Here is an 11817-nt window from a genome sequence, read left to right on the forward strand (position 1 = left end):
CGCCGCCGCCCGGCGCCCGCCCCGTCCTCCTCTGGCCCGACACCTTCGGCCGCCACCTCGCCCCGCACATCCCGCGCGCCGCCCGCCGCGTCCTCGCCGACGCGGGACTCCACGCGACGACCCCGCGCCCCTGGCTCAGCGGCGCGGGCGTCTGCTGCGGCCTCACGTACGTCTCCACAGGCCAACTCGACGCGGCGCGCCGGGTGATGCGACGGACGCTGGACGCGGTGGACGCGGTGGCGGCTGGAAGCGGCCGTCCACGCTCGGGTGCGGGTGCGGGTGCGGGTGCGGGTGCGGGTGCGGGTGCGGGTGCGGGTACGGACACGACGCCGGGCGAGCCGTCCGCCTCCGCCCCCGTCCTCGTCCTCGAACCCAGTTGCGCCGCCGCCCTCCGCACCGACCTGCCCGAACTGCTCCCCGACGACCCGCGCGCCGCCCGCCTCGCCGCCCGCGTCCGCACCTTCGCCCAGGTCCTGGAGGAGGAGGCCACTCCCGGCTGGGAGCCGCCCCGTGTCGCGGCCTCCGTCGTCGGTCAGACGCACTGCCACCAGCACGCCGTACTCGGCGACGCCGCCGAACGGCGCCTGCGCGCGCGGGCCGGCCTCACCGGTGAACTCAGCGGTGGCTGCTGCGGACTCGCGGGCAATTTCGGCTTCGAGCGCGGCCACTACGCGACCTCTGTCGCCTGCGCCGAGGACCAGCTCCTGCCCGCCGTCCGCGCGGCGGGACCCGACGCCGTGGTCCTCGCCGACGGCTACTCCTGCCGCACCCAGCTCTCCCACCTCGCCCCTCACCCCGGCCGCCACCTCGCCGAAGTCCTGGCAGACGCCCTCCCCGCCGGCACCCCGTAGCCTCACGGCTGCGGCCCGGCGGACGGGGCAGACGAGGGGAGCCGGGGCAGCTCCACGCGCCCCCGGCGGACAACCGGGAGGGGACGAGGATGACGACGAGCACGACGGAACGGGACGGGGCGAACCGGGCCGAGGGGACGAGCGGGACCCACGACCTCACGGGCGCCCCGGACCTCGCGGCGCGCGGGGTCGAGCTGCGGAGAAGGCTTGAACGGCTCCTTGGCATCGCGATGTCCGAGGGCAACGGGCTGCACGCCCTGCGCAACGGTGACGAGATCTTCCCCGCCATGCTCCAGGCCATCGCGTCCGCCCGCCGCACGGTGGACATGATGACCTTCGTCTACTGGCGCGGCGAGATAGCCCGCGACTTCGCCCGTGCCCTCGCCGAACGCGCCGAGGCGGGCGTCCGCGTACGTCTCCTCCTCGACGGTTTCGGCGCCCGCACGATAGAACGCGAGCTCCTCGACCTCATGGAGAACGCGGGCGTCGTCCTCACCTGGTTCCGCAAACCGCTCCTCATCTCCCCCTTCAAACAGAATCACCGCTGCCACCGCAAAGCCCTCGTGATCGACGAGTCGGTCGCCTTCACGGGAGGCGTCGGCATAGCGGAGGAGTGGTGCGGCGACGCCCGCGACTCCTCCGAGTGGCGCGATACGCACGTCGAGGTGCGCGGCCCCGCCGTGGACGGCATCGCCGCCGCCTTCGCCCAGAACTGGGCCGAGTGCAACCCCGAACTCTTCGACGATCAAGACCTCTTCACCCCGCAGGAACCGGCCGGCGACGCCGTCGTCCAGGTCGTACGGGGCTCCGCGAGTTTCGGCTGGCAGGACATGCAGACCCTCCTCCGGGTCACCCTGGAATCGGCCCGCGAACGCATCCGCATCGCCACCGCCTACTTCGCCCCCGACGACTACTTCATCGACCTCCTGTGCGCCGCCGCCGCGCGCGGAGTCCGCGTCGAAATCCTCCAGCCCGGCCCCCACACCGACAAACGCGTCTGCCAACTCGCCGGCCAGCGCCACTACTCCCGCCTGCTCGACTGCGGAGTCCACGTCTGGCAGTACCAGCCGACGATGCTCCACACCAAGATCCTCACCGTCGACCGCACCCTCGCCCTCGTCGGCTCCACCAACTTCAACCGCCGCTCCATGGAGCACGACGAGGAAGTCATGCTCGCCGTCCTCGACCCCTCCTTCGTCGCCGGTCTCGACACCGACTACGACCACGACCTGAGCCGCAGCACCCGCATGCTCCCCACCCGCTGGTCCCGCCGCTCCCTCACCCAACGCGCCCGCGAATCCCTGACGCGCCCCCTCGGCCGCTTCCTCTGACCCCGGACGGAGCCGACACGGCGGGCCGGGCCCGGGACGCCGCAACGCGACGGGGCGACGGCATGGGCTCGGGACGCCGGAACACGACGGGACGCGACGGGACGCCGGAACGCGACGGGGCGGAACGTGACGGAGCGGCGGCACGGGTCCGGAGCGGCGGTACGGGGCCGGGCACCGCGAATCCGTACGCTCGCGCTCATGACGCACGCCTCCGACACCCCCGCCCAGCGGCCCGACATCTTCGACCGCATGCGCGCCGGTGAGCAGTACCGCGCCGAAGACCCGGAGATCGAAGCCCGCCAGCGCGCGGCCCGTCGCCTCGCCGCCCGCTGGGCGACGGCCTACCACGAGGACCCGGACACCGCCCGCCCCCTGCTCGCCGAACTCCTCGGCTCACTCGGCGAGGACGCCGAGGTCCGCCCTCCACTCCACCTCGACTACGGCTCCCACCTCCGCATCGGTCCCCGCACCTTCGTCAACTACGGCCTCACCGCCCTGGACGTCGCCGACATCACCATCGGCGCCGACTGCCAGTTCGGCCCCCACGTCCAGCTGCTCACCCCCACCCACCCCCTGGAGCCGGAGCCGCGCCGGGAGAAGTGGGAGTCCGCGCGCCCCATCACCATCGGCGACAACGTATGGCTCGGTGGCGGCGTCCTCGTTCTGCCGGGCGTCACCATCGGCGAGAACTCCGTCGTCGGCGCCGGCAGCGTCGTCACCAAGGACATCCCCTCGAACACGGTGGCCGTCGGCAACCCGGCCCGCGTCGTCCGCACCCTGTAGCCCCGCACCCTCACCCCGCCTCCCCGCCCCGTGCCACCGCCGTCACCTCCCGCGCGAGCGCGACGAACTCCCGCACCTCCTCCCGTTCCCGCCCCGCCCGCCGCACGAGCGAGACCGAGAGCGGCGGGGCATCGCTCAACGGGACGAAGGCGACGCCCGGATAGGCATGCATCGCCGCCGTCGCCCGGGCCGTCACCCCGAAGGCCTGCCCCGCCGCGATCGCCGCGAGCCAGTCGTCGGTATTGCCCACGGTCAACGTCGACACCGGCCGTGCCCCGGAAGGCCACAACTCCGGAGTCGTCGTGCCCGAGACCGTGTTGAGCGCGAGCGTCTCCCCGACCAGCTCCCCCAACCCGATCCGCGCCCGCCCCGCCCACACACTGTCCTCCGGCACCGCCGCCACCCTCGGCTCCGCATACAACTCGACCGCCACGAGCCCCGGTTCCGTGACCGGCCCGCGCAGCAACGCGAGATCCACCGCCCCTCGCGACAACCCCGCCGTCCGGTCGTCCACCCGCAACAGTTCCAACGGCACATCGGGCCGCCGCTCGCGCCACCGCCGCAACAGCGGCGTCGTGAACCGCCCTGCCGCCGACCAGGCATGCCCGAGCCGCAAAGCCCTCGACGCCCCGACGAGGCACACGGCCTCGTCGAAGGCGGCGACAGCCGCCCGCGCCCGCACCCGGAACGCCGCCCCCTCCGCCGTGAGCACGAGGTGATGCGTGGACCGGTCCACGAGCCGTACACCAAGCCCCCGTTCCAGCGCCGCCAGCGTCCGCGAAACCGCGGGCTGCCCCAGCCCCAACCGCGCCGCCGCAGCCGTCACCGACCCCTCCTCGGCCACCGCGAGAAAACACCGCAGGTGCCGCACCTCCACACCGCCCCGCGCCCCGGCGACTCCGTAACCACCGCCACGCGAAGGCTCGGCACCAGGCCATGGCTGGCGTGAGCGGGGGCCTGGGCCGGGGGAGCGCGACCCTGAGGCGGTGGAGCCGGGGCGTGGGCCTGTGGAACGAGACCTTGGGGAGGCGGAGCCGGGGCTCGACTCGGGGGAGTGCGGCCTGGCCTCGGGAGAGCCGGTCCCGGAGTCGGACCGGACTGTCTCGGAAGCGGGCCGAGCGGTCCCGGAACGGGCAGGCCGGGCTGCTCGGGAACCCGAGCGGGCTGCCCCGGCGCCGGAACGCGGTCCGCGCTCGGGGGACGGCCCGGAGCCTGCCTCCGAGCTGGATTCGTGAACGGACATGGCACCTCCCTCTCCTCTCCCGCGCCTTCTCCACGCTGCGGCGCTCTGCCTGGCGCACGGGTGCTGTCATCAGCCTGCCGGGCTGTCATCCATCTGCCCGGTCGGACGAACCGAGCCCGCCTCGCCGCCCCCGGCCTGCTGCGATCAGGCAGCCCAGCGGCCTGATCGGCGGGGCGCGGAAGGCGTGGGCCCCACCAATGCAGGCACGGCGCGGCGACGATCCACGTTCGCCCTGCTTATGCGCGCTGAGCATAAGCCCGCACCTGGCGCATTTCACGGCAGCCACCACCGGGCCTACCGTGGACGGGACCACGCCGAAGGCGGGCTTCGGCGCAACCGCACTGCGGCAGGCACTGGAGGCAGCCGCCCCCCGAAGATTCCGTGCGCCTCCCGGCGCACGGACGCACCTTCCCGCGCTCGCGCGGCGACCGGTGCGCGATGCGGAGGGCCTGCCCGCCCCGGGCTCTTCGGGCGCCCGTTGTCACTGCGGAACTCGCAGCGGCCTGCACCTCGGCCACCGGGCGACGATCGGTGACCGGACAGTTCATTTGAGCGCAGGCTTCGGTGCATCGGGCTGGTCGGTGCGGCGGTTTGATCCTTCTGGGCGACTGACCTCCTGAGTGGCGTGGACGTGGACGAGAAGGAGCGGGCTGACGGTGGCTGAGTGGGGCGAAGCGGGAGCGGTGGCGGGTACAGGGCGGTCGGCCGGCTCCGGTCTTCCTGTCCCGCAAGGTGCCGCCGATGCGACGGCTCCCTCGCTCTCCGCCTCCTCGGTCCCCGCGACCGAGGGCGGCGCCCCTCCCGGTGGCACCCGGCGCACTGCCCCGCGTGGCCGGCTCGGACCGGTCGGCCTGGTGCTGGCCGGGTGCGTGTCGGTGCAGTTCGGCGGAGCGCTCGCGGTGAGCATCATGGGGCGCACCGGACCCCTCGGCGTGGTGGCGATCCGGCTCGCCGTCGCCGCGCTCGTGCTGCTGCTCTTCTGCCGGCCGAGGCTGCGGGGGCACTCCCGGGCGGACTGGGGCACCGTGATCGCCTTCGGAGTCGCCATGTCCGGCATGAACGCGCTCTTCTACCAGGCCGCCGACCGTATCCCGCTAGGTCTCGCCGTGACCTTCGAGGTGCTGGGTCCGCTGGTCCTGTCGGTTGTCGCCTCCCGTCGTCTCGTGAACTTCCTGTGGGCGCTCCTCGCGCTGCTCGGTGTCTTTCTGCTCAGTGGCACGGGGCTGAGCGACATCGATCCCGTGGGCGTCGTCTTCGCCCTCGGCGCGGGCGTCATGTGGGCCACGTACATCGTGTTCAGTGCCCGGACCGGTCGCCGCTTCCCGCAGGCTGATGGCCTCGCCCTCGCCATGGCCGTGGGCGCTGTCCTCATCCTGCCGTTCGGTATCGCGCAGGGCGGCGCGACGCTCGTCGTGCCCTCCACGCTCGCTCTCGGTGCCGGTGTCGCTCTCCTCTCCTCCGTGCTCCCCTACACCTTGGAACTCATCGCACTGCGCCGTATCCCCGCCGCCGCCTTCGCGGTGCTGATGAGTCTGGAACCGGCCATCGCCGCCCTCGCCGGCTTCCTCGTACTGCACCAGGACCTGAGCTGGATCGAAGGGCTGGCCGTCGCCCTCGTCATCGGCGCCAGCATGGGTGCGGTGCGTACGACGAGTGAACAGCACGGCTGACGCCCAAAATGCCCAATCGGCGAAATCTTCACTCTCAGGAGTGAAGATAGGGCTGTTCGGGTGTGAACGCCCGTTCTGTTGGCCACGCTCCGTCATGAAAGTGATGGCTGTGTGTCACCAACGGAGGTCTTCATGTTCACGCGTTCGCTACGGTCCGTGTTCGTTCCCGTGTCGGCGGGCTGGTTGGCGCCCTTGCTCGCAGCGGCATGCGCGCCGGCGTGCGGAAGGCGTTTTGCCACCGTCCTGCGCCGCGTTCGGGCGAGCCTCCGGCGGGCCGGCGTACGCGGCACCGGGGCCGTGGGCGTCGGGCCGCCGGCCGGGCCCCCGCCCGCGCGAAGTGCACGATGGGCGGAGGCCGATGGCTGGGCGGGGATGCCGCGATGGTCAGACGACGCACAGCGTCGTGTGTGCGGCGGTGGTCGAGTCGGTGCCCGCGTAGATGTCGAAGGCGCCTGTCTCGACGCGGTAGTTCCCGGCCGGGTCGTTGTCCCAGAAGCCGAGGTCCTCGGAGTTCAGCCGCAGTACGACGTTCTCGCTCTGTCCCGGCGCCAGCTCGACCCGGGCGAACCCACGAAGCCGCCGGACCGGCTGCACGATCGAAGCGGCCCGGTCGTGCACGTAGACCTGCACGACCTCCGTGCCCACGACGTCCCCCACGTTCCTGACCGGCACCGTCACCTCGACCGAGCCGCCTTCACCGAGTTCCCGCAGCGAGATGTCGGTCCGGCTCAGGACGGGCGCGCCCGTCTCGAAGCGCGTGTAGCTCAGCCCGTGGCCGAAGGCGAAGCGAGGCCCGTGCTCCACATCCAGGTAGAAGGAGCGGAAGGGCACCTTCGGGTCGGCCGGGTCGGCGGGACGGCCGGTGTTCTCGTGGTTGTAGTAGAGCGGGATCTGCCCGACCGAACGCGGGAACGTCACAGGGAGCTTGGCGCTTGGATTGACCTTCCCCGTCAGGACATCCGCGACGGCGTGACCGCCCTCCAGCCCCGGGTGCCAGGCGAAGAGAACGGCGGGCGCCTCGTCGATCCACTCCTCCATCGTGAGCGGCCGGCCGCCGAAGACCACGACAGCGAAGGGTTTGCCCACGGAGGCCACCTGGCGGATCAGTTCCGCCTGCCCCTCCGGCAGCGAGATGTCGGCGCGCGTCGAGGCCTCGCCGCTGATCTCTCCCGGCTCACCGACCGCGACCACGGTCACCTCGGCCTCGCGCACTGCCGCGATCGTCTCCGCCTCCCCCTCGGCGTACAGCACCTCGGCTGCGGGAAGTGCCTCGCGCAGCCCCTCCAGGACCGTGGTGGCCGTGAACCGAGCCGCACCAGGCCCGGCCCACGTGCCGTGCAGGTCCGTCGAGTGCGCGAACGGCCCGACGACGGCCACCGAAGCGGCCGAGGCGGGCAACGGCAGTACGGAGGCTCCGTCTGCGGCGGGCTCGTTCTTCAGGAGCACAAGGGTGCGCGCCGCGGTCTCGCGGGCCGCCCGCCGTGCCTCCGTACCGGGCTCGGTGATCTCCGCGGACTCGTCCGCGTACGGGGCGGTGAAGAGGCCGAGGCGTGCCTTGAGCAGCAGGACACGGGCCACGGCCTCGTCAAGGCGTGCCGGGTCGATCGCCCCGGCCGCGAGGAGCTTCTCGCCGTGCTCGGTGATGTGCGTGCTCACCATCTCCATGTCCACGCCCGCACCGAGGGCCTGCCGGATGGCGTCGGCTCCGTCCTCGGCGAGCCCGTGCGCGATGAGTTCCTGCACCCCGGTCCAGTCGCTCACGACCATCCCGTCGTACTGCCACTCCTCCCGCAGCACCTCGGTGAGCAGGTGGGAGTTGGCGTGCGCGGGGACGCCCGAGACGGTGTTGAACGAGGCCATCACCGTGGCGACGCCGGCATTGAGCGCCGCCTTGAAGGGCGGCAGGTAGACATTGCGCAGGCGCTGCTCGGAGACGTCCACCGTGTTGTAGTCGCGTCCACCCTCGGCGCCACCGTAGGCGGCGAAGTGCTTGGCGCAGGCGGCGACCTTGCGGGGGTCGGCCGACAGCGCCTCCCCCTGGTAGCCGCGAACCTTGGCTGCGGTAAGGACGGAGGTGAGGTAGGGGTCCTCGCCGGCGCTCTCCGCGATGCGGCCCCAGCGCGGCTCGTGGCAGACGTCCATCATCGGGTTGAACGTCCAGTGCACGCCGGCCGAGCGCGCTTCTTCGGCGGAGACCTCGCCGTCGCGCTCGGCGACCGCCGGGTCCCAGGAGGCGGCCTGGGCGAGCGGGATCGGGAAGGTCGTCCAGTAGCCGTGGATGACGTCGAGGCCGAAGACCAGCGGGATACCCAGGCGCGACTCCTCGACGGCAAGCCGCTGAAGGGCGTTGGTGTGCGCGGCTCCCGTGATGTTCAGGACCGAGCCGAGGCGCCCCTCGCGGGCCGCGATCTCGATCTCCTCGGTCTCACCGCCGCCAGGGCCGGTGGCGCTGTTCCAGGAGAGCTGCTGGAGCTGACCCAGCTTTTCGGCCACGGTCATCCGGGAAAGGAGGTCTCGGACGAGTTCCAGGTGGTCATCGGCGGTGTGTTCGACAGTCATGGCGGTACACGCTAGGCGTTGTGCCCGGGGTTTTCCATATCGTCCTGTCGCTGTGGGCATGACAGCGAGCACGGGCGGCCGAAAGCGGGGCGCGTGGTGAAAGGCGTGGAGGCAGCAACGACCCGGCTCGTGCATGGAGCAGCAGGCCAGCCGGCTCGGGCCGAGGCCGGCCAACGGCTCCTGCGCAGGCCCGAGCCACAGTTGCGGAGTGACGCACCCCGCAACCAGCGGAGCCCGCATACCGAGCTGCGCGAAGCCCCGGGCCTCGCAGAGCCGGGAGCCCGCGAGGCCCCGGGCCCGGCTGGGCCGCAGGGCCGTCAGCCGTCGAGGCGTACCGCGTCCCCGTACCCCTCGATGTCTTCCGGCGCGCGGCTGCCGGGGCCGGTGTAGCGGGCGGAGGGGCGCACCAGGCGGCCGGTGCGCTTCTGCTCCAGGATGTGCGCGGACCAGCCGGCCGTACGGGCGCAGGTGAACATGGAGGTGAAGAGCGGGGCGGGGACCTCGGCGAAGTCGAGCATGATCGCTGCCCAGAATTCGACGTTGGTGGCGAGCACCCGGTCGGGGCGGCGCGAGTGCAATTCTTCGAGAGCTGCCTTCTCCAGGGCCTCGGCGACTTCGAAGCGGGGAGCGCCCAGCTCCTTGGCCGTACGGCGCAGGACGCGGGCGCGCGGGTCCTCGGCTCGGTAGACGCGGTGGCCGAACCCCATGAGGCGTTCGCCGGAGTCGAGGACCCGGCGGACGTAGGCCGTGGCGTCGCCCGTGCGCTCGACCTCCTCCAGCATCCCGAGGACACGGGACGGCGCTCCGCCGTGGAGCGGCCCCGACATCGCGCCGACCGCTCCCGAGAGCGCCGCGGCGACATCGGCTCCGGTGGAGGCGATGACGCGAGCGGTGAAGGTCGACGCGTTCATGCCGTGCTCGGCCGCCGAGGTCCAGTAGGCGTCCACGGCCTTCACGTGGCGGGGATCGGGTTCGCCGCGCCACCGGATCATGAACCGCTCGACGATGGAGCGGCCTTTGTCGATCTCGCTCTGCGGGACCATTGGCGACTGCTGGCCGCGCGCGGCCTGGGCGACGTAGGAGAGCGCGGTGACGGCGGAGCGCGCGAGGTCGGTGCGGGCCTGCGCGGCGTCGATGTCGAGCAGTGGCCGCAGGCCCCAGATGGGCGCGAGCTGCGCGAGCGCGGACTGGACGTCGACGCGGATGTCACCCGTGTGGACCGGCAGCGGGAAGGGTTCGGCCGGTGGGAGGCCGGGTGTGAAGGAGCCGTCGACGAGGAGTCCCCATACGTTGCCGAAGGAGACCTTGCCGACCAGGTCCTCGATGTCGACGCCGCGGTAGCGCAGCGCGCCGCCTTCCTTGTCGGGTTCGGCGATCTCCGTCTCGAAGGCGATGACCCCTTCGAGGCCGGGCACGAAATCGGACATCTCGCTGCTCCTCGTCTCACAGTGATCTTGCGGCGACCGCGTTCCTGACCGGGACGACCCGGCCTCGCGGCCCCGACGCTCCTGGTGGCCCTCGCGACCGTACGCCCCGGCCGGAAGAGCCGCGCCACGAGGACGGACCCGCCCGCGGCGGCCGTCGCCCACCGGGCGCGTTTCTGCGTCATGCCCGGTACGGGGGCGGGTCACCCCTCCCGGCGGCGGATGCTCTCGTGACGAACGCGACACATGGGTGGGGGCGGTGCGGCAGGATGGCGCCGTGAGCGAGGAGCAGAACGCGCCGGGGGCGCGAGGCGGGGACGCGGAGTGGGAGCCGGCCGGGAGCGCGGGGCGGGCGCACGTACCGCACGTACTCGATCCTGCGGCGATGCGTGAGCAGTACCGGGCTGAGGGCATTGATGCCGAGGGGCTCGCGGCGGGCCCGATGGAGCAGTTCGGGCGTTGGTTCGCCGAGGCAGTGGCGGCGGGGATCTACGAGCCCAACGCCATGGTCGTCTCGACCGCGGACGCCCGCGGCAGGCCCAGCTCTAGGACGGTGCTGCTGAAGCAGTACGCGGCGCGCGGATTCGTCTTCTACACCAACCACACCTCCCGCAAGGGCCGCGAGATCGCGGAGAACCCGCACGTCGCGTTGCTCTTCCCCTGGCACCCGATGGCCCGCCAGGTCCTTGTGACCGGCACGGCGGCGCATCTGGACCGCGCGGAGACCGCCGCGTACTTCCACAGCCGTCCGCACGGTTCGCAACTCGGCGCCTGGGCGAGCGACCAATCACGGACTGTCGCGTCCCGCGAGGTGCTCGACGAGCAGTACGCGCGGCTTGCCGCCCGGTACCCGGAGGGCAGCGAGGTGCCGGTACCGCCGCACTGGGGCGGTTATCTCGTCACACCGGAGACGGTCGAGTTCTGGCAGGGGCGGGAGAACCGCCTTCATGACCGTTTGCGCTACCGCCGTGCGGGAGGGGAGCCGGGGACGGAGCCGGAGTGGATGCTCGAACGACTGAGCCCCTGAGGGGAGTGCGGAATCCATCGAAGGGCTGTGGAAAACAGCTGCTCAGTCGATGTACCGGCGGATTTAGTCACTCTGACGAGTGAGGCGTTGAGGGACTTCCGCGAAGTTATCCACAGATGTGGCGGGGTGGGGGTGAGCGGGGGTGGGGTTGCGAAAGAATGGTATTGGGGCCGCCCCCTGGGAGGGCGGGGGCTGTCCTGCGTGCGGCACGGGGCGGACAGGGCACGGACCCGGACCCGGACCCGGTCAGATCCCCACCCCCACCCCGAACCACCACCCCAGATCCCCCCAAACGCAGTCGACCCGCAAGCCGTGGTCTCCCTTGCGGGAGAGCCGGCCGGACATACCGGCGGCTTGCGGGTCGGGTGTACTGCTTGGATTGGGCCGGCGGCGACGTGAACGGGGCCGGTTTCCCGGTCCGGTTCTTCCACACGCTTCCGGCCACCGCACAAGAGTGCGGGGACAGGGGCCGCTAGCCCGCAGTCACCTCACGCGTCCGGTAGTCATACATTCTCCGAACCACCTCCCTTCTCATGTGCTCACCACTGTAAGAACGCTCCGGGCAAGAGGCAAAGGATTTTCGCCGGAAACGAAAACCGGCATTCGGCACCCCCCACCGGGAATGAACTCCGTCCCCTCACGCGACCTCGCCTCCCCGAACCGCAACCGCGCCCTCGCACCCAAGCGAGCCCGTCCCCAGGCTCACACCACGCCGCCCCCGGCCCGGCCCACCGAGCCCCCGCCCTGCTCCCCACCCCACCCCGCCCCGCACCACTTCCACTCGCCCCCCTCCGCAGTTCCACCCCTCACCACCTCGACCTCCCCGACCCACCACCTCGACCTCCGCGACCCTCCCCCCACCTCCGGCGCCCTGCCCCCCACCTCCACGCCCCCCCGTGCCACCTCGCCCCCGACCCCACCCCCTCCCG

8 protein-coding genes are annotated in these 11817 nt (G+C 72.2%); 5 read left to right on the forward strand and 3 right to left on the reverse strand.

Going from position 1 to position 11817, the window contains the following annotated elements:
• From G3I42_RS04470 to G3I42_RS04480, 3 genes are all read left to right on the forward strand, one after another.
• On the forward strand, nucleotides 1-851 hold an 851-nt coding region (locus tag G3I42_RS04470), incomplete at its 5' end, for a (Fe-S)-binding protein (RefSeq protein WP_164282551.1).
• Between the two features lie 89 nt (nucleotides 852-940).
• Entirely contained in the window at nucleotides 941-2182 is a 1242-nt protein-coding gene (locus tag G3I42_RS04475) for a phospholipase D-like domain-containing protein (RefSeq protein WP_164282553.1), read from the forward strand.
• Nucleotides 2183-2380: 198 nt separating this feature from the next.
• On the forward strand, nucleotides 2381-2965 hold the full coding sequence (locus G3I42_RS04480; RefSeq protein ID WP_164282555.1) for a sugar O-acetyltransferase: 585 nt from the start codon (nucleotides 2381-2383) through the stop codon (nucleotides 2963-2965).
• 10 nt (nucleotides 2966-2975) lie between these two features.
• Here the strand turns inward: G3I42_RS04480 and G3I42_RS04485 are convergent, their stop codons facing one another.
• Nucleotides 2976-3842 carry a LysR family transcriptional regulator gene (locus G3I42_RS04485; protein WP_164282557.1) on the reverse strand — a complete coding sequence of 289 codons (867 nt, stop codon included), beginning with the start codon at nucleotides 3840-3842 and terminating at the stop codon, nucleotides 2976-2978.
• 1022 nt (nucleotides 3843-4864) lie between these two features.
• On the opposite strand from G3I42_RS04485, the gene G3I42_RS04490 reads away from it, so the two are divergent.
• The gene (locus G3I42_RS04490; protein ID WP_164282559.1) at nucleotides 4865-5878 is read left to right on the forward strand and encodes an EamA family transporter; all 1014 of its coding nucleotides are present in this window, start codon (nucleotides 4865-4867) and stop codon (nucleotides 5876-5878) included.
• A gap of 384 nt (nucleotides 5879-6262) precedes the next feature.
• Here G3I42_RS04490 and G3I42_RS04495 read toward each other — a convergent pair whose 3' ends face one another.
• Nucleotides 6263-8437 (reverse strand): glycoside hydrolase family 3 N-terminal domain-containing protein, encoded by a 2175-nt coding sequence (locus G3I42_RS04495; protein ID WP_164282561.1) that lies wholly within the window; start codon nucleotides 8435-8437, stop codon nucleotides 6263-6265.
• Between the two features lie 317 nt (nucleotides 8438-8754).
• Nucleotides 8755-9864 carry a citrate synthase 2 gene (locus tag G3I42_RS04500; RefSeq protein ID WP_164282563.1) on the reverse strand — a complete coding sequence of 370 codons (1110 nt, stop codon included), beginning with the start codon at nucleotides 9862-9864 and terminating at the stop codon, nucleotides 8755-8757.
• A gap of 382 nt (nucleotides 9865-10246) precedes the next feature.
• Here G3I42_RS04500 and pdxH point away from each other — a divergent pair, with 382 nt between their 5' ends.
• Nucleotides 10247-10888 (forward strand): pyridoxamine 5'-phosphate oxidase, encoded by a 642-nt coding sequence (gene pdxH / locus G3I42_RS04505; protein ID WP_203606358.1) that lies wholly within the window; start codon nucleotides 10247-10249, stop codon nucleotides 10886-10888.
• The last annotated feature ends 929 nt before the right edge of the window (nucleotides 10889-11817 follow it).

This window comes from Streptomyces sp. SID11385, from assembly GCF_010548245.1.
In the GTDB taxonomy this organism is placed as follows: domain Bacteria; phylum Actinomycetota; class Actinomycetes; order Streptomycetales; family Streptomycetaceae; genus Streptomyces.

Coding starts and splice junctions, on each gene's coding strand:
- G3I42_RS04475 (WP_164282553.1), top strand. CDS start 941: ATGACGACGAGCACGACGGAACGGGACGGGGCGAACCGGGCCGAGGGG.
- G3I42_RS04480 (WP_164282555.1), top strand. CDS start 2,381: ATGACGCACGCCTCCGACACCCCCGCCCAGCGGCCCGACATCTTCGAC.
- G3I42_RS04495 (WP_164282561.1), bottom strand. CDS start 8,437: ATGACTGTCGAACACACCGCCGATGACCACCTGGAACTCGTCCGAGAC.
- G3I42_RS04500 (WP_164282563.1), bottom strand. CDS start 9,864: ATGTCCGATTTCGTGCCCGGCCTCGAAGGGGTCATCGCCTTCGAGACG.
- pdxH (WP_203606358.1), top strand. CDS start 10,247: ATGCGTGAGCAGTACCGGGCTGAGGGCATTGATGCCGAGGGGCTCGCG.